Consider the following 26634-nt stretch of genomic DNA (forward strand, 5'->3'; position numbering starts at 1 on the left):
AACACGGGGCTTGCGGCGCGCGCAGCCTTCCGAGGAGACAGCCAATGGCGTTCGCCTGCACGATCCCGGCGATTCCCACCGTCCAGCTGGACGACGCGACGCTTCGCATCACCCGCTGGGATTTCGCCCCCGGCGCCGTGACCGGATGGCACGAGCACGGCTGGCCCTACTTCGTGGTGATGCTGGTGGCCGGAACGCTCCGGGTCCATGACGGCGAGCAGGTCGGCGAGACCGCGCTCGCCGCGGGGCAGGCCTACAGCCGCCCGGCGGGCATCCGCCACGACGTGATGAACGGCTCGGACCACCCGATCGCCTTCGTCGAGATCGAGGTCAAGCAGCCCGGCGCGCTGGTGACGCTCTAGCGTCGGCGCCTAGCCCGCCTCCGGCTCGGGCGGCTAGGCGATCGCGCGGGTCATGATCGCCTCGTGGGAATAGGGGCAGGCATCGGGGAAGACCGTTTCGTCGAGGCCGGTCTCGCCCGCGGCCTCGATCCGGGCGTCGTCGTAGGCTTCCCGGATGGCACCGGACAGGCGGCTCGTGAGGCCGGGGTTGCGTTCGAGAAGCTTCACTGCGGCCCGGCGCCCGGTCCGGATCGACAGCGCCCAGCTTCGCGTCCGCTTCTCGGGCTGAAAATCCCATGTCAGCAGATGGATCAGCGTGATGCGGAGCGCGCTTTCCAGACGGTTGTAGATCTCGGTGCCCGAGTCCTCGATCTCCTCGGCCAGGTTGAGTGCGTCGAGGGACGAGAACTGTCCGCGCCGGAGACGCTCGGCCTGCGCGAAGGCCCATGCGTAGACGTCGCGGAGATAGGGGTCGGGGCGGTCGCGGATGTCGGCCGCGGCAGCGAGACGCCGCGCGAGCGGTTCGGCCTCCGATGCCGCAGGCGCGCCCGCGATCCGCGCCGCGAGATAGGCCTCGGCCGGCGTTCCGTCCGGCCCCACGTCGGCGACCCGCGGCAGGACGGCCGCGAGGGTGATCGCCTCGCCGGCCGCCACGAGGGCGCCCGCGACCTCGAACACGCCGCGATGGAGCGGATGGGTCCAATCCTCATCGCGGAGGATCTGGGCCATCACTCCGTCGGTGGCAGGGTCGGCGAGGATCAGCCCGACGAGGCCGCGCTAGGCCTCGAACACGTCGTTCAGGGTGGTCGTCTCGCGGGGCCGAGCCTGCTTCGCCAGCGCCATGGGGCGTCTCCGATCGGGCGGAGCGCGCACCCTATCACATCTGCTCGGGCAGCCGGTCGCTCTGCGCGAGGTTCGAGAACCGGGTGATGTTGGCGTCGAACTGCAGCTCCACCGTGCCGGTCGGGCCGTGGCGCTGCTTGCCGAGGATCACCTCGGCCTTGCCGTGGACGCGGTTCATCTCCGCCTCCCAGGCGAAGAACTCCTCCGTGCCCTCGCGGGGCTTCTTGTTGTTGACGTAGTATTCCTCGCGGAACACGAACATCACCACGTCGGCGTCCTGCTCGATCGAGCCCGATTCGCGCAGGTCCGAGAGCTGCGGGCGCTTGTCGTCGCGGTTCTCGACCTGACGCGACAGCTGCGACAGGGCGATGATCGGAACCGAGAGCTCCTTGGCCAGCGCCTTCATGCCGGTGGTGATCTCGGTCATCTCCTGCACGCGGTTGTCCGAGCGCTTGCCGGAGCCCGCCAGCAGCTGGAGGTAGTCGACGATCAGCACGTCGAGGCCCTTCTGGCGCTTGAGGCGCCGGGCGCGGGCGGCGAGCTGCGCGATCGAGATGCCGCCCGACTGGTCGATGTAGAACGGGATCGTCTGCATGTCGCGGGCGGCGTCGGTGATCTTGTAGAAGTCCTCCGGCCGGATGTCGCCGCGGCGGATCTTGTAGGAGGGCACGCCCGACTGCTCGGCGATGATGCGGGTGGCGAGCTGCTCGGCCGACATCTCGAGCGAGAAGAACCCGACGATGCCGCCGTTCTTGGTCTTGATCGTGCCGTCGGCCTGCTTCTCGCCCTGGTAGGCCTTCGCGATGTTGAAGGCGATGTTGGTGACGAGCGAGGTCTTGCCCATGGCCGGGCGGCCGGCGAGGATGATCAGATCCGAGGATTGCAGGCCGCCCATCTTGGCGTCGAGGTCGGAGAGCCCCGTGGCCAGCCCCGAGAGCTTGCCCTCGCGCTGATACGCCTTGGCCGCCATGTCGACGGCGGCGGTGAGCGCGTCCGAGAACTTCTGGAAGCCGCCGCTGTACTTGCCGGCCTCGGCGAGCTCGTAGAGCCGGCGCTCGGTGTCCTCGATCTGGTCGCGCGGGGCCTGCTCGACCGGGGCCTCGTAGGCGCCGTTGACGAGGTCCTCGCCGATGGTGATCAGCCGGCGGCGGATCGCGAGGTCGTAGATCGTGCGGCCATACTCGCCGGCGTTGATGACGGTGGTGGCGTCGGCCGCCAGCCGCGCGAGGTACTGCATCACCGTCTGGCCGCCGAAATCGGCGTCGCCGAGATAGGTCTTCAGGGTGATCGGGGTCGCGAGCTTGCCCGCCTTGATCAGCGAGGTCGCCACCTGGAAGATCTGCTGGTGGGCGTCCTCCATGAAGTGCTCGGGCAGCAGGAAGTCCGAGACGCGGTAGTAGGCGTCGTTGTTCACCAGCATCGCGCCGAGCAGCGCCTGCTCCGCGTCGATGTTGTGCGGCGCGACGCGGTACTCCGCCTGCACGGCTTCGAGCTTGGCCGCTAGGGCATTGGGCAGGGCCATCGGCGGTCGCTCCGAATCGATGCGGGCCGGGCCGGCGCCGCATCCCAGACATGATCCGACGACCATGGCACCAGTCGGGTTGACCGATGCTTAGCCGCCGGCGTCCGCGTCACCGTGCCCGGAACGCGAGGACGCCCGCCCCTCGGTGCGAGGAACGGGCGCCCATCTTGGAACAAACGAGGAACGCGTCAACCCTCCCGGGCCGCCTTCCCCGCTGTCACCGCCATTCACAGCCCGCCCCTCCCGCGTGGGGAGGGGGCAGGGCGATGCGATCAGCCGCGGTCGTCGGCGCCTTCGCCGGCCTCGGCCAGCGCCATGCCGACCTCCAGGCCGAGGTCGTCGAGGTTGAACGCCTCGCGCTCGGTGACCGACTCGCCGCGGGCCTGACGCTCGGCCTCTTCCGGGCTGCGGGCGACGTTGACGGTGACCTTCACGTCGACCTCGGGGTGGAGCACCACCGGGATCACGTGCAGGCCGAGCGTCTTGATCGGCTGGTTCAGGGTGAACTGGCCGCGCTCGACGGTGAAGCCTTCCTTGGTCACAACCTCGGCGAGGTCGCGGGTCGAGACCGAGCCGTAGAGCACGCCCGACTCGCCCGACTGGCGGATGAGCACGAAGGTCTGGCCGTCGAGCTTCTCGGCGACCGCCTCGGCGTCCTTCTTGCGGTCGAGGTTCTTCGCCTCGAGCTGCGCGCGCTGGGTCTCGAAGTGCTTCTTGTTGCCTTCCGTCGCGCGCAGCGCCTTGCCGCGGGCGAGGAGGAAGTTGCGGGCGAAGCCCGGCTTGACGTTCACGGTCTCGCCCATCTGGCCGAGCTTGGCGACGCGCTCCAGCAGGATCACTTCCATGGTCTTCGTCCTTCTTCAGGTAAGGCCGCCGATGAGGGCCGGCCGGGGTCTCAAGGGGTCGCGCCGTCGGGGCGACGGCGCCAGTTGAGCGCGGTGTCGGCGAGGCCGAACAGGGTGAGCACGATCAGGGCGATGCCCTGCGTGAAGAACAGGATCAGGTAGAGGCCGAACAGCATCATGCCGCGCGCCGGCTGGCCGCGGCTGCGGTCGTGGAAGGCGGCGAGCCCCTGCAGCGCGAAGACCGCGCTCACCGAGCCGACCAGGGCCGTGCCGAGCACGCCCGCGTAGCCCGGCGCGAAGGCGAGGATCACGGCGAGGCCGAGCAGCCCGAGCATGGCGCGCGGCATCACGGTCGACGGGATGTCCGGCCAGGGCCGCGGCAGGCGGCCCGAGAGCTGGACGATGCGGGCGGAGGCCCAGAGGTAGAAGGTCAGGAGCAGGGCGAGCCCGTTGGCGGCGAAGGCCGGCACGGTGCGCGCCAGCGCATCGACCAGGTCGTCATGCGCCTCGGATCCCGCAGGCGTGGCATCGGCCGCGTCGCTGGGCTTTTCGGGGGCCGCCGGCTTTTCGCCGACGGGCTTGTCAGCGACGGGCTCGTTGGCGTCCGGGCGGGCGGCATCGGGCTTGGCCGGCGCGCTCGGCAGGCCACGCATCTGGGCGCGGACGATGGTGCCGGCCAGGCTCTTCAGCTGTCCCTCGAATGCCTCGTGGCTCGGCGCGGACAGGACGGCGATGGCGATGAAGGCCAGCGCCGCGGTCGCGCCGGTCCAGCCGAGGAGGCGACCTGTCGGATACCATTCGAGGCTGCCGTCGGCGTTCGGCCGGCCGAGCAGGGCGAGATAGGCGAGCCACCACGCCGGCACGGCGAGGTAGGCGGCGAATCCGAGGCCGAGATAGGGGGAGACGACGAGGGCGAGCGCGAGGCTGCCGGAAGCCGCCGCCGCGAGCGCGGCGCGGGAATTCCAACCGAGTCCCACGATGAGGATCGGCAGGGGCGCCAGGAGATAGAGGACGATCGCGAGCGGGGTGGCCTTCAGCAGCATCCCGAACAGGAGTGCCGAGACGAGGCCCGCGCCGATGCCGATGCCGAGGTTCTGAACCATGAGATCCGCTGTCCCGCCGCCGCGCAGGAGTGCGGGCGGGGTTAGAGGCGAGGCGCCCCAACGATCGGGCGGCGGAGACCGTCGCCCGAAGGATGGTGGCCGACCCTGGCGGACCAGGGCCGGCAGGTTTCCGAAGAGCCTACTTGATGACGTAGGGGAGCAGGCCGAGGAAGCGCGAGCGCTTGATCGCCTGGGCGAGCTCGCGCTGCTTCTTGGCCGAGACCGCGGTGATGCGGGACGGGACGATCTTGCCGCGCTCCGAGACGTAGCGGGACAGCAGCTTCACGTCCTTGTAGTCGATCTTCGGCGCGTTGGCGCCGGAGAAGGGGCAGGTCTTGCGACGACGGAAGAACGGACGACGGCCACCGCCGCCGGCGGCTCCACCAGCACTTGCACCGAATGCCATGGCTTAGTTCTCCCCGCCGAAGTTGCGCTCGGGCCGGTCGCCGCGGTCGCCGCGGTCGCCACGGTCGCGGTCGCCGCCGAAGCCGCCGCCACCACCGAAGCCCTCGTCGTCGCGACGACGGCCGCGCTCGCGATCCTTGCGGTCGTCGCGGTCGCGCTTCTGCATCATCGCGGACGGCTCGTGCTCGAGCTCCTCCACGCGGATGGTCATGAAGCGCAGCACGTCTTCCGAGATCTGCATCTGGCGCTCCATCTCGGCCATGGCGGCCGGGGGGGCGTCGATGTTGAGCAGGGTGAAGTGCGCCTTGCGGTTCTTCTTGATCCGGTAGGCGAGGGACTTGACGCCCCACATCTCGATCTTCTCGAAACGTCCGCCGTTCTGTTCGATGACGCCCTTGTAGGTCTCGATCATCGTCTCGACCTGCTGGGACGTCACGTCCTGGCGTGCCAGGAATACGTGCTCGTAGAGAGGCATTACGGGCCCTTCAGCTTGAATGAGGCCCGGACATGCAGATGCACGATGAGTTCCGGGCCGGTTCGGTTCGCGAGATCGCCCGGCGCCAAGCCCTCCGAGCCGTTTCAACGGGCCCGAGCGGTTGATCGAAGGCGGAGACACGGGACGACGGCTCGTTCGATCGTCGCCAGGCGACGCGGAAAAAAGCCTGTGCCGCGAACGGCACCGTCCGTTCAGCCCCCAGCCGGAGCGAACGCGAGTGGCGGCGGATAGTCGGTTTCGGGAAAAATCGCAAGGCTGAATCGCAAGGCTGCATCGCACGGCCGGGCACGTCGGGCCGTCCCGTCGCCTGCGTGCTGGCGATCGAACGCCGCGACGCGCTTCCGGAGGGCGGCGACGATTTCCGTTCCCCGGAAAGCGCAACGGGACCAGGCCCCTGGGCGCGGCTCGCACGCATCGGGAGGTCGGCCGCGCGAAGTTTCTCCGAACCATCCCCGGGCCGCGACGTTCCTCCTCCCACACCGACCACACGAAGGATCCGTCCCATGCGTAAGACACTCATCTCCGCCACGGCGCTCGTGCTCGCACTCTCGGGTGCGGCGTTCGCGCAGTCCGCGACCGGCAACATGAACAATCCCGGCAGCGTGAAGAGCCCGTCCAAGAAGACGATGGAGAAGGGCGGCACGATGCGGGGCGACATGCCGGCCACAACCGGCACCGCTCCGGGCGCCGCCAACGCGATGCCGGCCGGCCGCGAGGACGGCGCCCGCACGGTTCCGGGCAACGCCGGCGCCAACCCGGTCCGCTGAGCACCAACGACGGACGAGCCTTCGGGCTTCGTCGAAGGGAGGCCGGGCCGTCGTGCCCGGCCTTTCCGCGTTCGAGGGCCCTTCGCAGGAGGCCGCGACCATCCGACCCGCGCCGCGTCGCCTTCGAAACAGCACGGGTCGGGCGATTTCTCGCGGCGGCGAGGCGCCAGGGCGGCCCGATCTGGGCTAAGCACGACGCGATCACCTCGAAGCCACGCGAAAAGATCGGCGCATGTCGGCACATCCTCTCCGCCTCGGCGTGAACATCGACCACGTCGCCACCGTCCGGAACGCCCGCGGCGGCAGCTATCCCGACCCGGTGCGGGCGGCGCTGCTGGCGGTGGAGGCCGGTGCCGACGGGATCACGGCCCACCTGCGCGAGGACCGGCGGCACATCCGCGACGCCGACATGGCCGCGCTCGCCCGGACGCTGACCGTGCCGCTCAACTTCGAGATGGCGGCGACCGACGAGATGGTGGCGCTCGCCCGCACGCTGAAGCCGCATGCCGCCTGCCTCGTCCCCGAGAAGCGCGAGGAGCGCACCACGGAGGGCGGCCTCGACATCGTCGGCGGGCGCGATCACCTCGCGCCTCGCATCCGCGCGCTGGCCGAGGCCGGCATCCGGGTGTCGCTGTTCGTCGAGCCGGACGCGGCGGTGATGGAGGCGGCCCACGCGCTCGGCGCGCCGGTCGTGGAGCTCCATACCGGCAGCTACTGCGAGGCCGCGGTCGCGGGCGATGCGGCCGCGACCGCGCACGAGCTCGCCCGGATCGTCCGTGCCGCCGAGCACGGGCAGGGGCTCGGGCTGGAGATCCATGCCGGCCACGGGCTGACCACCGACAGCGTCGGGCCGATCGCGCGGATCCCGGAGATCCGCGAGCTCAACATCGGCCACGCGCTCATCGCCGACGCGATCTTCGTCGGGCTGCCCCGGGCGATCCGCGACATGCGTGCGGCGATGGAGGCGGCCCGGGCGGGGAGCCGGGGCCGATGATCCTCGGGATCGGCTCCGACCTCTGCGACATCCGCCGGATCGAGCGCTCGCTCGCGCGCTTCGGCGAGCGCTTCACGCACCGGGTGTTCACCGACGGCGAGCGGGCCCGGTGCGACCGAAAGGCGGCCCGCGCGCCGTCCTACGCAAGGCGCTTCGCCGCCAAGGAGGCCTGCGCCAAGGCGCTCGGCACCGGCCTCGCGCACGGGGTGTTCTGGCGCGACATGGAGGTCGTGAACCTGCCCGGCGGGCAGCCGACGCTGCATCTCACCGGCGGAGCCCTGGACCGGCTGGCCGCGATGCTGCCGGCCGGGCACGCGGCGCGGTTGCACGTCACCCTCACCGACGACCCGCCGATGGCACAAGCTTTCGTGATCATCGAGGCCGTGCCGGAGGGCACCGGGCGGGGTTGACGCCACCTCCCGCCGCGTTGCGGGGGAACCCGGCTTGGTCTAGACCGCCGCGACGCAACGGACACGGTGGGGCGCCGCGGGCAGCGCCCGCGCGGGCCGTCGGCCTCGTCCCAGACGGATCGACAGATGGAACGCGCGCGCTTGGATCGGGACGGCAAACACGAGGTCCGGGCGCAACCGGGGACCTGGGCCAGCATCCGCGAGACCCTGAAGGTCGGGATCCAGGCGCTGCTCATCGCGCTGGTGGTGCGCACGCTGCTGTTCCAGCCGTTCAACATCCCCTCGGGATCGCTGATCCCGACGCTGCTGATCGGCGACTACCTGTTCGTGTCGAAATATTCCTACGGCTACTCGAAGTACTCGCTGCCCTTGAGCGAATACCTGCCGACCAAGGCGGAAGGGCGCATCTGGGCCGCCGAGCCGAAGCGCGGCGACATCGCGGTGTTCAAGCTGCCCAAGGACAACGCCACCGACTACATCAAGCGGGTGATCGGCCTGCCCGGCGACAAGATCCAGATGATCGACGGCGTGCTTAACATCAACGGCAAGCCGGTCAAGCGCGAGCGCATCGCCGATTACGAGACCATCGACCCGTACGGCCAGGCGACCAAGGTGCCGCAGTACAACGAGACGCTGCCGAACGGCGTCGTGCACCACACGATCGAGCGCGACGGCGACAACGGGTTCTGGGACAAGACCGAGCTCTACACCGTGCCGCCGGGGCACTTCTTCATGATGGGCGACAACCGCGACAACTCCACCGACTCGCGCGACCTCGCCAACGTCGGCTACGTGCCGTTCGAGAACTTCGTCGGCCGCGCCGAGATGATCTTCTTCTCGATCGACGAGGGCACGCCCGCCTGGCAGATCTGGAACTGGCCGGCCCACGTGCGCTGGGGCCGCCTGTTCTCGACGATCCACTGACCCCCGCCTTGCCCGACGAGGCGCGCCCCTCCGCCCGCGCACGGCGCATCACCCGCCCGAAGCCCGACCTGTCGGTGCTGGAGGCGCGCATCGGCCACAGCTTCGCCGATCCGTCGTTGCTCGCCCGCGCGGTGACGCATGTGAGCAAGGCGGCGGGCCGCGCCGGCAGCTACCAGCGCCTCGAATTCCTCGGCGACCGCGTCCTCGGCCTCGCCATCGCCGATCGGCTCTACGCCGCCTTTCCGCAGGCCGACGAGGGCGACCTCTCGCGCCGGCTGGCGGGGCTGGTCCGGCGCGAGACCTGCGCCGCCGTCGCCACCGCCTGGGACGTCGGCCCGCACCTCGTCCTCGGGCAGGGCGAGGTGCTGGGCGGCGGCCGCCGCAACCAGACCATCCTGGCCGACGTCTGCGAGGCGATCCTCGGCGCGGTCTACATGGATGCCGGCTACGAGGCCGCCCGGGCGCTGATCGAATCCGCCTTCCGCCCGGCCGAGCCGACCGGCGCGCCGCGCGGCCGCGACGCGAAGTCGGCGCTGCAGGAATGGGCGATGGGCCGCGGCCTCGCGATTCCGGCCTACGACGTCGTCGAGCGCTCCGGCCCCGACCACGCGCCGCATTTCCGCATCGCCGCCCGCGTCGAAGGGCTCGAGCCGGGGGTCGGCGAGGGGCCGTCGAAGCGCCTCGCCGAGCAGGACGCCGCCCGCACCGTGCTGGCGCGCGAGGGCATCGGCGACGGCGCCGGCCCGGGCGGAGACGGGGCAGGGCGGGATGCCGGCCAGGGGGCCGGCGAGCGGCCGAGCGAGGACCGGACATGAGCGCGATGCCCCACGACGAACCCGAGGACGGCCCGCGGGACGAATTCGAGGCGGTGCCGGAGCGCGCCCCCCCGAGCCTGCTGCCGGGCACCCCGGCCGATGCCAAGGCCGGCTTCGTGGCGCTGATCGGCGTGCCGAACGCCGGCAAGTCGACGCTCCTGAACAGCCTCGTCGGCACCAAGGTCTCGATCGTCTCGCGCAAGGTCCAGACCACGCGGGCGCTGGTGCGCGGCATCCTGATCGAGGGCTCGGCCCAGGTGGTGCTGGTCGACACCCCCGGCATCTTCCAGCCCAAGCGCCGGCTCGACCGGGCGATGGTCCACTCCGCCTGGAGCGGGGCGGCGGACGCCGACGCGGTCTGCCTGCTGGTCGACGCGCGCAAGGGGATCGACGAGGAGCTGGAGACGATCCTGGCGCGCCTGCCGGACGTGCGCCGCCACAAGATCCTGATCCTCAACAAGATCGACCTGATCCTGCGCGAGAAGCTGCTCGCGCTCGCCGAGGACTTGAACAAGCGCATCCCGTTCGCCGACACCTTCATGATCTCGGCGCTGAACGGCGACGGCATTGCCACGCTCAAGCAGGCGCTCGCCAAGCTGATGCCCTCCGGCCCCTGGCTCTACCCGGAGGACCAGGTCTCGGACGCCCCCATCCGCATGCTCGCCTCCGAGATCACGCGCGAAAAGCTCTACGATCGGCTGCACGAGGAGCTGCCCTACCGCTCCACCGTCGAGACCGACCAGTGGCAGGTGCGCAAGGACGGCTCGGTGCGGATCGAGCAGACCATCTTCGTCGAGCGCGAGAGCCAGCGCTCGATCGTGCTCGGCAAGGACGGCCAGACCATCAAGGCGATCGGCACGGCGGCCCGCCGCGAGATCGCCGAGGTCGCCGAGACCACGGTCCACCTGTTCCTGCACGTGAAGGTGCGCGAGAACTGGGCCGACGACCCGGCCCGCTACCGCGAGATGGGCCTGGAATTCCCGCGCGGCTGATCCGTTTCGGTTTCCGGCTTCTCGAATCGCGCGAAACCGCGTGTTGATGCGCCGTGCTCCCCGTGCCGATCCGGCCGCCCCCCCGAACCGCTCGCGCGGGGTCGCCCAAGGCGCGGCGTTTCCCCATCCTCCAAGGCCGCTTCGGCGGCCCGGTCCCGAAATTCCCGTCACCCATGCCCGAAACCGCCATCTCCGACGCCGTCTACGGCCTGCCGCCGGCCGAGCTCGCCGAGGTTCCACCGGACGCCGTCCAGCTCTCGCCCCTCGTTCCCGGGTCCGCCCGGCTGGAGGATTGCGCGGATGCGAGCCTCGCGCAGGTTCGGATGCTGGCGCCGCCCGGCACCGTGGAACGCCGCTTCGTGCTGGCGCAGGCGCTGCGGGCGCTGCGGCCCGGCGGCGAGCTCCTGGCGATGGCCCCGAAGGATCGGGGCGGCGCGCGGCTGGCGCGCGAGCTGACGGATCTCGGCTGCACCAGCGCCGAGGAGGCCCGTCGCCATCACCGGATCTGCCGCGTCGTCCGGCCCGAGGGCGACCTGCCGCTGGCCGCCGCGCTGGAGGAGGGGGCGCCGCGCCACATCGACAACCTTTCCCTGTGCACGCAGCCCGGCATCTTCTCGTGGGACCGGCTCGATCCCGGCAGCGCGCTTCTGCTCGCGACCCTGCCGGCGCTGAAGGGCGGCGGCGCCGATTTCGGCTGCGGCCTCGGCATCCTGGCGCGCGCGGTGCTGGCCTCGCCCGCCGTCACCGCGCTCACGCTGATCGACATCGACCGCCGCGCCGTCGAGATGGCGCGCCGCAACGTCGGCGACCCGCGCAGCACCATCCGCTGGGCCGACATCCGCGCGGCGGATCCCGGCCTGACGCGCCTCGACTTCGTGGTGACCAACCCGCCGTTCCACGACGGCGGCGCCGAGGACCAGAAGCTCGGGCAGGTCTTCATCCGCCGTGCCGCGGAGGCCTTGCGCCCCGGCGGCAGCCTGTGGCTGACGGCCAACGCGCACCTGCCCTACGAGCGCGTGCTCGCCGAGGCCTTCAAGGCCGTGACGGTGAAGGCGTCCGCCCACGGCTACAAGGTGTTCGAGGCGCGCAAATGAGCGCCAAGGCCCCGACCGCCCGGCTCGACAAGCTGCTGGCCAACCTCGGCTACGGCTCGCGCCGCGAGATCGCCGCCCTGGCGCGGGCCGGACGCATCGTTCTGGACGGCGCGGCCCTCGCCGACGCGGACGCCCGCATCGCCGTGACGCCGGACCTGCCCACGCGTCTGGCCGTCGACGGCGCGGGCATCGACCCGCCCCCCGGCCTCGCGCTGATGCTGCACAAGCCGCTCGGCGTCACCTGCTCGCACAAGGAGGCCGGCCCGCTGGTCTACGGGCTCCTGCCCGAGCGCTGGCGCCGCCGCGACCCGGCGCTCTCCACCGTCGGCCGCCTCGACAAGGAGACCTCGGGCCTGCTGCTGCTCACCGACGACGGTGCGCTGCTGCATCGGATCATCGCGCCCAAGGCCAACGTGGCCAAGCGCTACCGCGTGACGCTCGACCGCCCGCTGAAGGGCGACGAGGGCGCGATCCTCGCCGCCGGGACCCTGATGCTGGAGGACGACGACAAGCCGCTCCTGCCGGTGGGCTTCTCCGCCGAGGACGCGACGCATGCCACCGTGACCCTGCACGAGGGCCGCTATCATCAGGTCCGCCGCATGTTCGCGGCGATGGGCAACCACGTCACCGCGCTCCATCGCGACCGGATCGGCGGCCTCGCCCTGCCGGCGGACCTGCCGGCGGGGGCGTATCGGGTGATGGACGCGGCGGACGTGGCGAACGTCTTTTCCGCCGCCTAATCCCGGCCTCGAGTTCGCTGCCTGGGGTTTCCGGCGCCCCGGCGATACCGTTGCCCTGGCGGCCAACATCTGCTAAGGCCCCGCCCATTCCACACGCGGAGCCGGCCCCATGCCTGAATGGGGCGTTTCCGGTGATCGGCCGATCCGTCGGCCGGTCGCTACCTCCGCGGCGGCATAAACCGGAAAGAAAGCGAAAGACTCATGGCCGTCGATTTCACCATGCGCCAGCTCCTCGAGGCCGGCGCCCATTTCGGGCACCAGTCGCACCGCTGGAACCCGAAGATGCAGCCCTACATCTTCGGCACCCGCAACAACATCCACATCATCGACCTCGCCCAGACGGTGCCGGCGCTGCACACCGCGCTGCAGGCGGTGAGCGACACGGTCGCCAAGGGCGGCCGCGTGCTGTTCGTCGGCACCAAGCGCCAGGCGGCCGACACGATCGCCGAGGCCGCCAAGCGTTCGGCCCAGTACTACGTCAACTCCCGCTGGCTCGGCGGCATGCTGACCAACTGGAAGACCATCTCCGGCTCGATCTCGCGCCTGCGCAAGGTCGACGAGACCCTCGACACCGGCGGCCCCGGCCTCACCAAGAAGGAGCGCCTGATGCTGTCCCGTGAGAAGGACAAGCTCGAGAAGGCGCTCGGCGGCATCAAGGACATGGGCGGCGTGCCCGACCTGCTGTTCGTGATCGACACCAACAAGGAGCAGCTCGCGATCAAGGAGGCCCAGCGCCTCGGGATCCCGGTCGCCGCCATCGTCGACACCAACTGCAACCCGGACGGCATCACCTACGTCGTCCCGGCCAACGACGACGCCGGCCGCGCCATCGCGCTCTACTGCGACCTGATCGCCCGCGCCGCCATCGACGGCATCTCGCGCGGCCAGGGCTCGTCGGGCGTCGACCTCGGCGCCTCCGAGGAGCCGATGGCCGAGGAGCTTCCGTCGGACGAGGCCGCCGCCGTCTCGGTGGAGTCGGGGGCCCTCGATCCGGCCGACGTCGCGATGCTCGCCGAGTCGACCGAGCATTTCGAGCTGCTCGCCGCCCCCCGCGGCGCGCCGGACGACCTGTCCAAGCTCCACGGCGCCGGCCCGCAGATCGTGCAGAAGCTCAACGACGCCGGCATCTACCACTACTGGCAGATCGCCGCGATGAGCCCGGAAGACGTCGCCAAGGTCGACGCCGATCTGAAGCTCAACGACCGCTTCGGCCGCGACGGCTGGGTCGCCCAGGCCCGCGGCTTCGTCGAGGCCCAGGCCGCTGCCTGATCGCCCGCCGGGATCGCGGCGGCCCCATCCGGGGCGCCGTGATCCGCACCACCACATTCGGGCCCGGCGTTCACCCCTGGACGTCGGGCTCCTCTCATCTGAGATGACGAAAGGACCGGCCATGGCCAACATCACCGCCGCGATGGTGAAGGAACTCCGCGAGAAGACCGGCGCGGGCATGATGGACTGCAAGGGCGCGCTCAACGAGACGCAGGGCGACCTCGAGGCCGCCGTCGACTGGCTCCGCACCAAGGGCCTCGCCAAGGCCGCCAAGAAGGCCGGCCGCGTCGCCGCCGAGGGCCTCGTCGCCGTGGAGTCCTCCGGACACCACGCCGCCATCGTCGAGGTGAATTCCGAGACCGACTTCGTCGCCCGCAACGACGCCTTCCAGGCCTTCGCCCGCGAAGCCGCCAAGATGGCGCTCGATTCCGACGGCACCCTGGACAGCCTCCAGGCCGCGCACTTCCCCGGCGGCAGCGAGACCGTCTCGGAGAAGCTGCAGAACCTCATCGCCACCATCGGCGAGAACATGAACCTGCGCCGCGTCGCCAAGCTCGACGTGACCAAGGGCGTGATCGCGAGCTACGTCCACGGCCAGATCTCCGAGGGCCTCGGCAAGATCGGCGTGCTGGTCGCGCTCGAGTCGGAGGGCGACGTCGAATACCTGTCGACGCTCGGCCGCCAGATCGCGATGCACGTCGCCGCCACCAACCCGGTGGCGCTCGACGCCTCCGGCGTCGACGCCGCCACGTTGGAGCGCGAGTCGAACATCCTGCGCGAGAAGAACGCCGGCAAGCCCGACCACGTGATGGCGAAGATCGTCGAGAGCGGCTTGAAGAGCTACTACAAGGAGGTCACCCTCCTGGAGCAGCCCTTCGTGCACGACGGCTCGAAGACGATCACCCAGGTGATCAAGGAGGCCGCCGGCAAGGCCGGCGCCCCGGTCGCGCTCACCGGCTTCGTGCGCTACGCCCTCGGCGACGGCATCGAGAAGGAAGAGGGCCCCGACTTCGCCTCCGAAGTCGCCGCCATGTCGCGCTGAGCCAAGTTGCGCTGAGTCATGTCGCGCTGAGCGACATGATAGGTTCTTCCGAGGAGCCTCGGCCGCAAGGCCGGGGCTCTTCGCGTTCCGGCACCCGACGAAGCCGCCGGCGTCTCGCTCAAGCGATGGCTGCGGCGACCATGTCCGGATGCCGGGCGATGACGCGAACGTAGGCGACCGCGAAATCGGGAGGCGTGGTCCGAGCCTGTTCCCAATCGCGCAGGGTTCCGAGCGGGACACGGAACCTGAGGGCGAACGCGGCTTGCGAAAGGCCCAGCGTCGTGCGCGCCATCCGGATCAGCCGGGCCTTCTGCGCCCGATCCAAAGCCGTCGCGGGGACATCGAAATCCTCCGGGTCGCTGGTCTCAGAGGCCAGAATCGTAGGCTCGTCCTTCACCGGCATTGCTTCGCCTCACAGAGATGAACCGTGGCCGCCCGTTTCGCCAGGTGAACACGGCCGCTCGGAGTTTGCCCTCGACCAGACCAATGGCCTTGAAACGTTCCTCGCCGTCCCGCGGCCGGACGGATGGAATGATCGGGTGGGCCTCGTCCGCCATGATCCTGTCGCCGAACGCGAGCGACAGGCCGTGCCGTTCGCGGTTGATCGCATCCTTGCCGGGATCGAACGGCTCGCTCATCGTACCAATGATACGGAAATCCCGTACTTCCAATAAGGCGACATCCGAGGCCGGCAACCGATTTTTCGCAGCCGCTCCGCGGAGAGCGGTCTCCGGGGCCTCGACGGTCCCGGGCGGCCTGACGTAGAAGCCCCTCGGTTCTGGATCAGGTTCGGCCGTGTCGCCGGACCCTATGAGGTGGACGATGCCGGAGACGACGCCGTTTCGCCGGGTGCTGGTGAAACTCTCGGGCGAGGCGCTGGCCGCCCCCGACGGGTACTGGCTCCATCCGCCGACGCTGGCGGGCCTCGCCGAGGACATCGCCCGCGCCATCGAGGCCGGGATCGAGGTCGCGCTGGTGGTCGGCGGCGGCAACATGATCCGCGGCGCGCGGATCTCGCAGGCCGGGTTCATCGACAGGGCCACCGGCGACTCGCTCGGCATGATGGCCACGGTGATGAACTCGCTCGCGCTCGAGACCGCGCTCAACGCGGCCGGCGTCCCCGCGCGCACGATGTCGGCGGTCTCGATGCCGACGATCTGCGAGACCTACGCGCGCCAGCCGGCCCTGCACCACCTCGACAAGGGCCAGGTGGTCGTGCTCGCCGGCGGTACCGGCAACCCGTTCTTCACCACCGACACCGCCGCCGTGCTGCGCGCGGCCGAGCTCCGCTGCGACGCGGTCCTGAAGGCGACGCAGGTCGACGGCGTCTACTCGGCCGACCCGAAGACCCATCCGGAGGCGACCCGCTACGACCGCATCACCCACGACGAGGCGATCGCCCGCGACCTCAAGATCATGGACACCGCCGCCTTCGCGCTCGCCCGCGAGAGCCGGCTGTCGATCGTGGTCGGCTCGGTGCACCCGCCCTCCTCGATCACCGCGATCCTCACCGGGCACGCACCCTCGACCCTGGTCGTGCCCTGAGGACGGCGGGCGGCCCCGAGGGGCGTTGCGGTTTGCGGCCTCACGGGATTTCGTTCATTGAGGCGCCGACGCGCTCCGGCCCGGCGGGCCGGCTCGACCGACGAACAGTGAAGACGTTTCGGGAACTCTGAGACAATGGCTACACCGGACTTCGACCTCGCCGACATCAAGCGCCGCATGCAGGGCGCGGTCACGGCGCTCTCCAAGGATCTCGGCTCGCTGCGTACCGGCCGCGCGACGCCGAGCATCCTCGACCCGATCCAGGTCGACGCCTACGGCGCCTCGATGCCGATGGCGCAGGTCGCCACCGTGAGCGTGCCCGAGCCGCGCCTGCTGTCGATCTCGGTGTGGGACCGCGGCATGGTCACGGCCGTCGAGAAGGCGATCCGCGAATCCGATCTCGGGCTCAATCCGCAGACGGAAGGCCAGACCATCCGCCTGCGCATCCCCGAGATGAACGAGCAGCGCCGCAAGGAGATGGTCAAGGTCGCGCACAAGTACACCGAGGAGGCCCGCGTCGCGGTCCGCCACGTGCGCCGCGACGGGCTCGACCACCTCAAGAAGCTGCTCAAGGACAGCGCCATCTCCGAGGACGACGAGAAGCGCCAGGCCACGGAAGTGCAGAAGGTCACCGACCAGCACATCGCCGAGGTCGACGGGGTGCTGGCGTCCAAGGAAAAGGAAATCATGCAGGTGTGAGGCGGCCTCGGCCCCGCTCCCGAGGGGAGGGGGCGTGACGGTGCCTGCGCCGACCTGTGAGGAAACGCTAGACCGGGCCGGCTGCCCCGGGGCCGGCGACGTGACGGAGAGGGGACGCGTGGACGGGAAGCACTCTGCGCGCCTTGCATCCGCGCGGACCGACGGTTCGAGGGCGCGGTGATGGCCGCCGACGACAGGGCGGTCGGCGCGCGGAAGAACCCGTTCGCGAACCGCGAGTTCGGCCTGCGCGTGGTCTCCGGGCTCGTGCTGGCGGCGATCGTCGTGGCGGCCCTGGTGCTCGGCGGCTGGGCCTTCGCCGTGATCTGGCTCGCCGCCGGGATCGTCGGCGCCGCCGAATGGATCGGCATGAGCCGGACGACGCCGCGGCGCGCGCTGCTGGCCATCGTCGCCGGCACGCTGATCCTGGCGGCGGCATGCTTTGAGGGCGACGCGCCGACCTACGCGGTGCCGGTGCTCCTGGCGCTCGGCGCTGCGCTCTGCCTGATCGTGGCGGAGGGGGCGGCCGGGCGCCTGCGGGCGCTCGGCGGCCTGTTCGGCGGCGCGGTCGTCGCCCTGGTGCCGGTGGCGCTCCGCGACGCGCCGGCGATCGGCATCCTCGGGCCGGCCTGGATGTTCGCCGTGGTGTGGTCGACCGACGTGGTGGCCTACTTCACCGGCCGGACGCTCGGCGGGCCGAAGCTGATGCCGCGGGTGTCGCCGAAGAAGACGTGGTCCGGCGCGCTCGGCGGGCTCGCGGGCGCGGTGGCCGCCGGTCTCGCGGTCGTCGCGCTCGCCCGGGCGCAGGGCTGGAGCCCGCTCGCCGAGACCGGCCTCGTCTGGGTCGGGCTCGCCAGCGCCGTCGCCTCGGTCCTGAGCCAGGGGGGCGACCTCGTCGAATCGGCCCTGAAGCGCCGCTACGGCGTCAAGGATTCCGGCAAGTCCATTCCCGGCCATGGCGGGGTGATGGACCGGCTCGACGGGTTCTTCGCGGTCGCGTTGCTCGCCGGCCTGTACCTGATCCTGCGCCGCTTCGCGGCCTGACGGAGTTTTTCGCCGTGACCCACACCGTCACCATCCTGGGCGCCACGGGCTCGATCGGCCGCTCGACCACCGACCTCCTCGCCCAGCACCCGGATCGCTTCCGGGTGGGCGCGGTGGTCGGCGGCCGCGATGCGGCGGCCCTGGCCAAGGTCGCGCGCGAGACCGGCGCGCGCTTCGCCGCGCTCGCCGATCCGGCCGGCGGCGCGGCGCTCGCCGAGGCGCTGTCGGGCTCCGGCATCCCGTCCGGGGCGGGCGAGGCGGCGGTGCTCGACGCGGTGGCGCAGGAGGCCGACATCGTCGTCGCGGCAATCAGCGGGGCCGCCGGCCTGAAGCCGACCCACGAGGCGCTCCGCCTCGGGCGGCAGGTCGCGCTCGCCAACAAGGAGAGCCTGGTCTGCGCCGGCGACGCCTTCATGCGCGACGCCAAGCGCTACGGCGCAACGATCCTGCCGATGGATTCCGAGCACGACGCGCTCAGCCAGGCGATGGCCGGCCGGCCGCTGGAAGACGTGCGCACCATGATGATCACCGCCTCCGGCGGCCCGTTCCGGACCTGGACGCGCGAGCGCATCGCCGCCGCCTCGCCGGCGGAGGCCGCCGCCCACCCGACCTGGTCGATGGGGATGAAGATCAACATCGATTCCGCCTCCCTGATGAACAAGGGGCTGGAGCTGATCGAGGCGCACCACCTGTTCGGCATCGAGCCGGGCCGCCTCGACGTGGTGGTGCATCCGCAATCGGTGATCCACGGGATGATCTACTGGCTCGACGGCGCCGTCACCGCCGAGCTGGCGCTGCCCGACATGCGCGTGCCGATCTCGCATTGCCTCGGCCTCGGCGACCGCCTGACCATCGCCCGCGGCCGGTCCCTCGACCTCGTGGCTTTGGGCAGCCTCACCTTCGAGGCCGCCGACGAGGCGCGCTTCCCGTGCCTGCGGATCGCCCGCGCGGCGCTCGCCGAGGGCGGCGCGGCGCCGACGGTGATGAACGCGGCCAACGAGATCGCGGTGGCGGCCTTCATCGCCGGCACGATCCCGTTCTACGGCATCGCCGACCTCGTCGAGCGCGCGATCGCGCATTTCGCGGGGATCCACCGCACCGCCCCCGACGGCGTCGAGGAGGCCCTGGCGATCGACGCCGAGGTGCGGGCCTGGAGCACGGCCGCTTTGCCGCGGATGCGCGCGGCCGGCTGAGCGCGACGGGTTTTCCGATCCGCACCGGCGTTTCCCTCCCCCCTTGAGCGGGGGAGGAAAGGGTGCTCGGAGTCGAGGCCTGGCCGCATCCGCACGTCGTCGGGAGCGAAGGGCGTGCCTCAGCGCCCCGGGCCGTAGCCCGCGAAGAACACCCGCACGGCCTCGCGGATGCGATAGTCGATCTCCTCCCGCGTCACCGGATCGCCGGCGTGGAACAGCAGGCGCGTCAGCAGGCCGGCCTGGCAGAGATGCAGGAAGTGCTTGGCGGCGAGGTTCGTGTCCGCCGCGTTCAGGCGCCCGGCCGCCACCTGCGCGTCGAGGTAGGCGGTGAGCCGCGTCACGCCCATCGCCGGGCCGGCCTCGAAGAAGGCCTGCCCGAAGCGCGGGAACTTCTCGCAGGCGCCGATCACCATGCGGATCACCGCCACGTGCTCGGGCCGCACCATCTCGATGAGGTAGGTGGTGCCGAGCCGCGTCAGCACCGCGGCGACGTCGGGGTCGTCGGCATCCAGCAGGAACAGGGCCTCGGCCAAGCCCCGCTTCTCCTCCAGGGTCAGCGCCTCGAACAGCGCCTCCTTGCTGTCGAAGTAGACGTAGAGCGTGCCCTTCGAGACGCCGGCCGTGCGAGCGATCTCGCCCATGCTCGCGCCGTCGAAGCCCGCGCCCATGAAGACCTGGCGCGCGCCGTCGAGGATCTGGCGGCGCTTGTCGCTCTCGGGCGTGACGGCGTCTCGTTCCAGCGTCGCGGAGGTCGCGGGCATCTTGGCGATCCTGATTGACCGAACCGTTCGGTCAATGATATCTACTGCGTCGGAACGGCGGACGTCAATCGTCCTCGTCGATGACCGAACCGTTCGGTCAGCAAGTTTCAAGCTGGGATTTCGGGCATGTCGTTGCGCGAGGATGGCGACCGGATCGATGCGGCCGAGGCGGCCGACGCCGTGCGGGACGAGCGCGCCGAGGCGCCGCGCGCCACGCCGAAGGCGGCCGCGGCCTCGTCCCACGTCCCGGTTCCCGCCGAGGCCCCGGTGGTCAGGAAGCGCTCGCGCAAGACGCTCGTCCTGGCCGGCCTGCTCTGCGCGGCGTTGGCCGGGGGCGGCTACCAGGGCTGGCAGTACTGGACCGTCGGGCGGTTCTTCGTCACGACCGACGACGCCTACGTGCAGGCGGACATCTCGGTGCTCGCCGCCAAGATCTCCGGCTACCTCGAAGCCGTCCCGGTGGTGAACGGGCAGTCGGTCAAGAAGGGTGACGTGATCGCCCGGCTCGACGACGGCGACTACCGGCTCGCGCAGCAGGCGGCGCAGGACAAGCTCGCGACCCAGGAGAGCACCATCGTGCGGATCGGCCGGCAGGCCGAGGCGGCGCAGGCGCAGGTCGTGCAGATGGCCGCCCAGATCGACGCCACCAAGGCCGACGCGGTGCGGGCGCTCGCCGACTACAACCGCGCGACCCAGATGCAGGCCGACTACGTCGCGAAATCCCGCCTCGACCAGGCCAAGGCCGACCGCGACCGCACCGATGCCGCGGTCAAGGGGGCCGAGGCCGGTCTGATCGCGGCCAAGGCCAACGTCGAGGTTCTGCACGCCCAGCAGCGCGAGGCCGAGAGCCTCGCGGCCGAGCTGCGCACCGCCGTCGACCGCGCCAAGCGCGACGTCGCCTTCTCGACGATCCGGGCACCGTTCGACGGGGTCGTCGGCAACAAGGCGGTGGAGGCCGGCGCCTACGTCGCGCCGGGCTCGCGCGTCGCCGCCCTGGTGCCACTCAAGAGCGTCCGCATCGATGCGAACTTCAAGGAGACCCAGCTCGTGCGCGTCCGCCCCGGGCAGCACGTGCGCATCGAGGTCGACGCCTATCCCGACCGCGAGATCGCGGGCGAGGTCGAGTCGCTCTCGCCCGCCTCGGGCTCGGTGTTTAGCCTGCTGCCGCCCGACAACGCGACCGGCAACTTCACTAAGATCGTCCAGCGCCTGCCGGTGCGGGTGAAGGTGCCGGCTGACGTCGCCGCCGAGGGCCTGCTCCGGCCCGGCCTGTCGGTGACGGTCCGCATCGACACCCGCGACGGCGCCGACGCGCCGCTCCTGCGGACCGCGCATAAGCAGGACTGACCGCCATGGCCGCGACCGCCGCCGCCGGCCCCGGCCGAGCCCCCATCCCCGCGGCGTCGCCCGCCGCGACGGCCGAGCCGCCGCTCGACCGCCGCCGGATGGTGGCGTTCCTGTGCATGGTGTTCGGGATGTTCATGGCGATCCTGGACATCCAGATCGTCTCGGCCTCGCTCAACGAGATCCAGGCCGGCCTCTCGGCGTCGGGCGACGAGATCCCCTGGGTCCAGACCAGCTACCTGATCGCCGAGGTGATCTCGATCCCGCTCTCGGGCACCCTCTCGCGGGTGCTCTCGACCCGGTGGATGTTCGTGATCTCGGCCGGCGGCTTCACGCTGATGAGCGTGATGTGCGCCACCGCCTCCTCGATCGACGAGATGATCGTCTGGCGCGCGCTGCAGGGCTTCATCGGCGGCGGCATGATCCCAACGGTGTTCGCCTCGGCCTTCACCATTTTCCCGCCGTCCAAGCGCTCGATCGTCTCGCCGATGATCGGCCTCGTGGCGACGCTGGCGCCGACCATCGGCCCGACGGTCGGCGGCTACCTGACGGACCTCGGCTCCTGGCACTGGCTGTTCCTGATCAACGTGGTGCCCGGCATCGCCGTCACGGTCTCGACCTTCTTCCTCGTCGACTTCGACGAGCCGAACCTCGACCTGTTCAACAGCTTCGACTGGTACGGGCTCGCCGGCATGGCGGGCTTCCTCGGCTGCCTCGAATACGTGCTCGAGGAGGGGCCGAACCACGATTGGCTGCAGGACGACGCGGTGGCGATCTGCAGCGTCATCGGCACGGTCTCGGCGGTCGGCTTCTTCTGGCGGGTCTTCACCGCGAAGCAGCCGATCGTGGACCTGCGCGCCTTCGCCGACCGCAACTTCGCCGCGGGCTGCGCGGCGAGCTTCGTCCTCGGCATCGGCCTCTACGGGCTGACCTACCTCTACCCGGTCTACCTCGCGCGGATCCGCGGCTACTCGGCGCTGCAGATCGGCGAGACGATGTTCGTCTCGGGCCTGTGCATGTTCGCCACCGCGCCGATCGCCGGGCGGTTCTCCGGCAAGGTCGACCCGCGCATCCTGATGGCGATCGGGTTCTCGGGCTTCGCCGCCGGGACCTGGATCGTCACCGGGCTGACCAAGGATTGGGACTTCTGGGAGCTGCTGTGGCCGCAGGTCCTGCGCGGCTGCTCGCTGATGCTGTGCATGATCCCGATCAACAACATCGCGCTCGGCACCCTGCCGCCGGCCCGGATCAAGAACGCGTCCGGCCTCTACAACCTCACGCGGAACCTCGGCGGCGCGGTCGGGCTCGCGCTGATCAACACCCTGCTCAACGATCGCTGGGACCTGCACCTCGAGCGCCTGCACGAGCGCTTCACCTGGGCCAACGGCGCGGCCCTGGAGCGCCTCGACGCGATGCGCCGCCAGTTCGAGGCGACCGGCGGCGACGCCGAGAAGATGGCCCTGAAGGCGATGACCAACACCGTGCGGATGCAGGGGCTGGTGATGAGCTTCGAGGACGTGTTCCTCGTTCTCACCGGCCTGTTCCTGCTGATGGCGCTGGCCACGCCCCTGATCCGCAGGCCCGCGGCGGCGGCCGCCGGGGGAGGCGGGCACTGACGGGCAGGCGAGGCGGGGGGGCGGGGGGATAGCGGGGAAAAGGCGGGTTCGCGCCGCGCCCGCATCGCCGCCGCCGCGCGCTCGTGCCACGCTGGCGTTTCGTCGGCGCAGGTTTGCGTTGGATCACCACCGCCCCGATCTGCTAGAGCGGAGTGCAAGGCCCGATCGCGGCCCGAGGATCGACGCATGGATTTCCTGACCGCGATGGGCGGCACGGCCACCGGCTTCTTCGGTGCGGTGATCCCGTTCCTGTTCGTGCTGACCGTCGTGGTCTTCGTCCACGAGATGGGGCACTTCCTCGTCGGACGCTGGTGCGGCGTCGGCGTCCACGCGTTCTCGATCGGCTTCGGGCCGGAGCTCGTCGGCTTCAACGACCGCCACGGCACCCGCTGGAAGCTCTGCGCGATCCCGCTCGGCGGGTACGTCAAGTTCCACGGCGACGCCAACGGCGCCAGCATTCCGGATGCCGACACCATCGCGCGGATGACGCCGCAGGAGCGGGCGATCAGCTTCCCGACCCAGCCGGTGGCCAAGCGCGCGGCGATCGTCGTCGCCGGCCCGGTGGCGAACTTCATCCTCGCGATCCTGCTGTTCGCCGGCGCGATCTGGCTCGGCGGCCGTCTCGAGCTGCCGGCCCGGGTCTCGGCGATCGATCCCAGCAGCGCGGCGGCGCAGGCCGGCTTCCAGACCGGCGACCTCGTGAAGAGCATCGACGGCGAGCCGATCCCCGATTTCAACACGATGTACCGCATCGTCACCGGCAGCGCCGGAACGCCGCTGAACTTCGTCGTCGAGCGGGCCGGGGCCGACGTGCCGATCGTCGCGACGCCGTCGGTTTACGAGGAGAGCACCAAGTTCGGCCGCCACCGCATCGGGCGCCTCGGCATCCGCTCGCCGGCTGCCTCCGAGGCGAAGCTGGTCACCTACGGCCCGGTCGCCTCCCTCGGCCTCGGCGTGCACGAGACGGTGTTCGTGGTCGAGCGCACCTTCTCCTACCTCGGCAAGCTGGTGACCGGCCGCGAATCCGCCGACCAGCTCTCCGGGCCGATCGGCATCGCCCGCGTCTCCGGCGAGGTCGCCAAGGTCGGCGGCATCGGTGCGCTGATCGGGCTGATCGCGCTGCTCTCGGTCTCGATCGGTCTGCTCAACCTGTTCCCGGTGCCGCTGCTCGATGGCGGCCACCTGCTGTTCTACGCCTTCGAGGTGGTGCGCGGCCGCCCCTTGAGCGAGCGCGCCCAGGAGATCGGCTTCCGCGTCGGGCTCGCCCTCGTGCTGGTGCTGATGATCTTCGCGGCCTGGAACGACATCCTGAACCTCGGCGCCTCCTGGCGCGCGACCTGAGCGCGGCACCGCGCTCGGTCCCCGCGCGCCGCCCACGAGGCGGTCGCCGCAATCCCGCCGCGATTGCGCGCGCGGCGGCCTCCGGCGGCGTCTGACCGGCCCCCGGCGAGTCCCCTGGCGGGAGGCCGTGGAAGGGTTACGAGGACGTTTCCCGGATCCGGCACGGCTCGGGATTTTCGTGTTGGGGCAGGGATTTACCGTTCGTTTACCCTGCGACGAAATGGATGGGAACTTTGCAGGAGCGTTAAGTGGCCTGAAGGCCACGGCCCCCAAAATCCCGGTCATAGCACCCCCCGCGCCGTTTGCTTGGCAGGGGAATCCCGCTAAGAGCTACGCTTGGACCAGGTATTACGGGACGGCCGGTCAACGGTCGCTCGTGGCGGGTGCGAACCCGATCCGATGATAAGACAGACGGGCGAATAGATGATGTCGATGACGGGGAAGCACCGGCGCAAGTCGGTGAAGCGGACCATCGTCCTAGCCGCCGCGGCGGGCATTGCGCTGACCGGGGTCGCGCAGGCCCAGCAGATCGTCGTTCAGGGCAACCGCCGCGTCGATGCCGACACCATCCGTTCCTACGTCACCGGCACCGCATCGGGCTCCGCCGAGGAAGCCCGCCGCAACCTGCTCGCCAGCGGCATGTTCGCGGACGTGAAGGTCGCCGCCAGCGGCGGCCGCACCGTCGTGACGGTCCGCGAGAACAACCTGATCAACCGGGTCGTGTTCGAGGGCAACAAGAAGATCGAGAAGGCCACGCTCGAAGGGCAGGTCGAGGCCAAGGCCCGCGGCGCCTTCAACGAGGCCGTGATCAAGTCCGACATGGCGCGGATCAAGGAAGTCTACCGCCGCGCCGGCCGCGGGACCGCCAAGGTCACCTACCGCACCGTCGACCTGCCCAACGGTTCGATCGACGTGATCTACCAGATCGACGAGGGCGATAAGACCGGCATCGTGTCGATCACCTTCGTCGGCAACAACGCCGTGAGCGAGCGGACGCTGAAGGGGCTGGTCTCCTCGTCCGAGATGAACTTCCTGTCGTTCATCAAGACCTCCGACGTCTACGATCCCGATCGCATCGCCAACGATCTCGACCTCGTCCGCCGCTACTACCTGCGCAAGGGCTACGCCGACTTCCGCATCGTCAACGCCGACGCCCGCTACGTCGAGGGCCCGGACGCCAACGGCTGGGTGATCACGGTCACGGTCGAGGAGGGCGAGCAGTACACGGTCGGCGCCGTGGCGGTGGATTCCCGCCTGCCGGGCCTCGACACGAAGAACCTCGACGGCGAGATCCGCACCACGGTCGGCGACGTCTACAACGCCGAGGACGTCGAGAAGACCCTGTCGGGCCTGACCAACGACGTCGCCCGGGCCGGCTATCCCTTCGCCCAGGTCCGCCCGACCGGCCAGCGCGACCGCGCGACCCACCAGGTCTCCCTCGGCTTCGTCGTCGAGGACGGCCCGCGCGTCTACGTCGAGCGCATCAACATCCGCGGCAACACCCGCACCCGCGACTACGTCATCCGCCGCGAGCTCGATATCGCCGAGGGCGACGCCTACAACCGCGTGCTGACCGACCGCGCCGAGCGCCGCCTGAACGGCCTCGGCTTCTTCAAGAAGGTCCGCTTCTCGAACGAGCCCGGCTCCTCGCCCGACCGCGTCGTGATCAACATCGACGTCGAGGATCAGCCCACGGGCTCGTTCTCGGTGGCGGGCGGCTACTCCACCCAGGACGGCATCATCGGCGAGGTCTCGGTCTCCGAGTCGAACTTCCTCGGTCGCGGCCAGTACGTCCGCGTCGCCGGCACCGGCGGCCAGTACTCGCGCGGCGTCGACTTCTCGTTCACCGAGCCGTACTTCCTCGGCTACCGCCTCGCGGCCGGCTTCGACGCGTTCTACAAGTACAGCGACCTGACCCGGTACTCGCGCTACGAGACCACCGTCTACGGCGGCCAGCTCCGTATCGGCCTGCCGGTGACCGAAGCCTTCGGCGTGACCCTGCGCTACTCGCTCTACAACACCGAGCTGAAGGTCCCGAACTCGATCAAGCAGCCCTACAACGACTGCTCGAACCCGATCCCGGGCATCACCAGCGTCTACCCGAACGGCGCGCAGCTCAACGGCCGCGACGTCAGCGGGCTGGCCCAGTACCCGGCCTGTGCCTACAACGGCGAGGCCTCGATCGCGATCAAGGGCTCCCAAGGCAACACGCTCACCTCGCTCGCCGGCCTGACGCTCGCCTACTCGACGCTGGACGTCATCGGCGCGCCCCGCAACGGCCTCTACGCCGAGCTGAAGCCCGACGTCGCGGGCCTCGGCGGCGACTCGAAATTCTTCCGCGTCACCGGCGACGCCCGGTACTACAAGGAACTCTACGAGGACGTCGTCGGCTTCGTCCGCCTCCAGGGCGGTCACATCGAGGCGCTGGACAGCAACCCGCTGCGCATCACCGACCAGTTCTTCCTCGGGCCGTCGCTGGTCCGCGGCTTCGC

Annotated in this window: 28 protein-coding genes; 19 read left to right on the plus strand and 9 right to left on the minus strand. The window is 70.5% G+C overall.

Annotated features, from left to right (window positions below):
• Window positions 1-44: 44 nt before the first annotated feature.
• Complete coding sequence (locus tag MKK64_RS03895; protein ID WP_243932306.1) at window positions 45-362, plus strand: cupin domain-containing protein; 318 nt, start codon at window positions 45-47, stop codon at window positions 360-362.
• A 33-nt stretch (window positions 363-395) separates the two neighbouring features.
• Here MKK64_RS03895 and MKK64_RS03900 read toward each other — a convergent pair whose 3' ends face one another.
• The 6 genes from MKK64_RS03900 to rpsF all read right to left on the minus strand — a co-directional run bounded on the left by MKK64_RS03900 (window position 396) and on the right by rpsF (window position 5534).
• A complete protein-coding gene (locus MKK64_RS03900; protein WP_279593024.1) occupies window positions 396-1103 on the minus strand; it encodes a DUF29 family protein in 708 nt (235 codons plus the stop codon).
• Window positions 1104-1218: 115 nt separating this feature from the next.
• Window positions 1219-2706, minus strand: a complete 1488-nt coding sequence (locus tag MKK64_RS03905; RefSeq protein WP_147725730.1) for a replicative DNA helicase — start codon at window positions 2704-2706, stop codon at window positions 1219-1221.
• A 272-nt stretch (window positions 2707-2978) separates the two neighbouring features.
• Window positions 2979-3551, minus strand: coding sequence for a 50S ribosomal protein L9 (gene rplI / locus MKK64_RS03910; protein ID WP_147725731.1), 573 nt, complete (start codon window positions 3549-3551; stop codon window positions 2979-2981).
• Window positions 3552-3601: 50 nt separating this feature from the next.
• Window positions 3602-4654, minus strand: a complete 1053-nt coding sequence (locus MKK64_RS03915; RefSeq protein WP_243932308.1) for a hypothetical protein — start codon at window positions 4652-4654, stop codon at window positions 3602-3604.
• 139 nt (window positions 4655-4793) lie between these two features.
• On the minus strand, window positions 4794-5060 hold the full coding sequence (gene rpsR / locus MKK64_RS03920; protein WP_147725733.1) for a 30S ribosomal protein S18: 267 nt from the start codon (window positions 5058-5060) through the stop codon (window positions 4794-4796).
• A 3-nt stretch (window positions 5061-5063) separates the two neighbouring features.
• Window positions 5064-5534, minus strand: a complete 471-nt coding sequence (rpsF, locus tag MKK64_RS03925; protein WP_147725734.1) for a 30S ribosomal protein S6 — start codon at window positions 5532-5534, stop codon at window positions 5064-5066.
• 524 nt (window positions 5535-6058) lie between these two features.
• Between rpsF and MKK64_RS03930 the strand changes: the two genes are divergently transcribed.
• From MKK64_RS03930 to tsf, 10 genes are all read left to right on the plus strand, one after another.
• Window positions 6059-6322 carry a hypothetical protein gene (locus MKK64_RS03930; RefSeq protein WP_243932309.1) on the plus strand — a complete coding sequence of 88 codons (264 nt, stop codon included), beginning with the start codon at window positions 6059-6061 and terminating at the stop codon, window positions 6320-6322.
• A gap of 232 nt (window positions 6323-6554) precedes the next feature.
• Window positions 6555-7316 carry a pyridoxine 5'-phosphate synthase gene (locus MKK64_RS03935; RefSeq protein WP_147841980.1) on the plus strand — a complete coding sequence of 254 codons (762 nt, stop codon included), beginning with the start codon at window positions 6555-6557 and terminating at the stop codon, window positions 7314-7316.
• Window positions 7313-7726: a holo-ACP synthase gene (acpS, locus tag MKK64_RS03940; RefSeq protein ID WP_147725737.1), complete on the plus strand. Its 414-nt coding sequence runs from the start codon at window positions 7313-7315 to the stop codon at window positions 7724-7726. The genes MKK64_RS03935 and acpS overlap by 4 nt, the downstream gene beginning before the upstream one ends.
• Window positions 7727-7852: 126 nt before the next feature.
• Window positions 7853-8650: a signal peptidase I gene (gene lepB, locus MKK64_RS03945; RefSeq protein WP_243932310.1), complete on the plus strand. Its 798-nt coding sequence runs from the start codon at window positions 7853-7855 to the stop codon at window positions 8648-8650.
• A gap of 8 nt (window positions 8651-8658) precedes the next feature.
• Window positions 8659-9465 (plus strand): ribonuclease III, encoded by an 807-nt coding sequence (rnc, locus tag MKK64_RS03950; RefSeq protein ID WP_147841982.1) that lies wholly within the window; start codon window positions 8659-8661, stop codon window positions 9463-9465.
• Complete coding sequence (gene era / locus MKK64_RS03955; protein WP_147841983.1) at window positions 9462-10457, plus strand: GTPase Era; 996 nt, start codon at window positions 9462-9464, stop codon at window positions 10455-10457. Before rnc ends, era begins: the two co-directional genes overlap by 4 nt.
• A 173-nt stretch (window positions 10458-10630) precedes the next feature.
• Window positions 10631-11551: a class I SAM-dependent methyltransferase gene (locus tag MKK64_RS03960; protein ID WP_147727748.1), complete on the plus strand. Its 921-nt coding sequence runs from the start codon at window positions 10631-10633 to the stop codon at window positions 11549-11551.
• A complete protein-coding gene (locus tag MKK64_RS03965; protein ID WP_243932311.1) occupies window positions 11548-12291 on the plus strand; it encodes a pseudouridine synthase in 744 nt (247 codons plus the stop codon). Before MKK64_RS03960 ends, MKK64_RS03965 begins: the two co-directional genes overlap by 4 nt.
• 201 nt (window positions 12292-12492) lie before the next feature.
• Window positions 12493-13560, plus strand: coding sequence for a 30S ribosomal protein S2 (locus tag MKK64_RS03970; protein ID WP_147727746.1), 1068 nt, complete (start codon window positions 12493-12495; stop codon window positions 13558-13560).
• 121 nt (window positions 13561-13681) lie between these two features.
• The gene (tsf, locus tag MKK64_RS03975) at window positions 13682-14602 is read left to right on the plus strand and encodes a translation elongation factor Ts (protein WP_147727745.1); all 921 of its coding nucleotides are present in this window, start codon (window positions 13682-13684) and stop codon (window positions 14600-14602) included.
• 118 nt (window positions 14603-14720) lie between these two features.
• Here the strand turns inward: tsf and MKK64_RS03980 are convergent, their stop codons facing one another.
• Both MKK64_RS03980 and MKK64_RS03985 read right to left on the minus strand, forming a co-directional pair.
• Window positions 14721-15005, minus strand: coding sequence for a helix-turn-helix domain-containing protein (locus MKK64_RS03980; RefSeq protein ID WP_210248617.1), 285 nt, complete (start codon window positions 15003-15005; stop codon window positions 14721-14723).
• Window positions 14968-15240 carry a BrnT family toxin gene (locus MKK64_RS03985; protein WP_243932312.1) on the minus strand — a complete coding sequence of 91 codons (273 nt, stop codon included), beginning with the start codon at window positions 15238-15240 and terminating at the stop codon, window positions 14968-14970. The genes MKK64_RS03980 and MKK64_RS03985 overlap by 38 nt, the downstream gene beginning before the upstream one ends.
• A gap of 184 nt (window positions 15241-15424) precedes the next feature.
• Here MKK64_RS03985 and pyrH point away from each other — a divergent pair, with 184 nt between their 5' ends.
• The 4 genes from pyrH (at window position 15425) to dxr (ending at window position 19080) form a co-directional block, all read left to right on the plus strand.
• Window positions 15425-16147 carry a UMP kinase gene (gene pyrH / locus MKK64_RS03990; protein ID WP_147841986.1) on the plus strand — a complete coding sequence of 241 codons (723 nt, stop codon included), beginning with the start codon at window positions 15425-15427 and terminating at the stop codon, window positions 16145-16147.
• A 135-nt stretch (window positions 16148-16282) separates the two neighbouring features.
• Window positions 16283-16846, plus strand: a complete 564-nt coding sequence (gene frr / locus MKK64_RS03995) for a ribosome recycling factor (protein WP_147727743.1) — start codon at window positions 16283-16285, stop codon at window positions 16844-16846.
• Window positions 16847-17026: 180 nt separating this feature from the next.
• Window positions 17027-17887, plus strand: coding sequence for a phosphatidate cytidylyltransferase (locus tag MKK64_RS04000; RefSeq protein WP_243932313.1), 861 nt, complete (start codon window positions 17027-17029; stop codon window positions 17885-17887).
• Between the two features lie 14 nt (window positions 17888-17901).
• Window positions 17902-19080: a 1-deoxy-D-xylulose-5-phosphate reductoisomerase gene (gene dxr / locus MKK64_RS04005; RefSeq protein WP_243932314.1), complete on the plus strand. Its 1179-nt coding sequence runs from the start codon at window positions 17902-17904 to the stop codon at window positions 19078-19080.
• A 119-nt stretch (window positions 19081-19199) separates the two neighbouring features.
• Here dxr and MKK64_RS04010 read toward each other — a convergent pair whose 3' ends face one another.
• Entirely contained in the window at window positions 19200-19841 is a 642-nt protein-coding gene (locus MKK64_RS04010; RefSeq protein ID WP_243932315.1) for a TetR/AcrR family transcriptional regulator, read from the minus strand.
• A gap of 126 nt (window positions 19842-19967) precedes the next feature.
• Between MKK64_RS04010 and MKK64_RS04015 the strand changes: the two genes are divergently transcribed.
• The 4 genes from MKK64_RS04015 to bamA all read left to right on the plus strand — a co-directional run.
• A complete protein-coding gene (locus MKK64_RS04015; RefSeq protein ID WP_243932316.1) occupies window positions 19968-21188 on the plus strand; it encodes an HlyD family secretion protein in 1221 nt (406 codons plus the stop codon).
• Between the two features lie 5 nt (window positions 21189-21193).
• On the plus strand, window positions 21194-22801 hold the full coding sequence (locus MKK64_RS04020; RefSeq protein WP_243932317.1) for a DHA2 family efflux MFS transporter permease subunit: 1608 nt from the start codon (window positions 21194-21196) through the stop codon (window positions 22799-22801).
• 186 nt (window positions 22802-22987) lie between these two features.
• Complete coding sequence (locus MKK64_RS04025) at window positions 22988-24142, plus strand: M50 family metallopeptidase (RefSeq protein WP_147728014.1); 1155 nt, start codon at window positions 22988-22990, stop codon at window positions 24140-24142.
• Window positions 24143-24565: 423 nt separating this feature from the next.
• Window positions 24566-26634, plus strand: a 2069-nt coding sequence (gene bamA, locus MKK64_RS04030; protein ID WP_243932318.1) for an outer membrane protein assembly factor BamA, incomplete at its 3' end; no start/stop codon positions are given.

Origin of the sequence: Methylobacterium sp. E-025 (genome assembly GCF_022829705.1) — a bacterium.
Classification (GTDB): Bacteria; Pseudomonadota; Alphaproteobacteria; order Rhizobiales; family Beijerinckiaceae; genus Methylobacterium.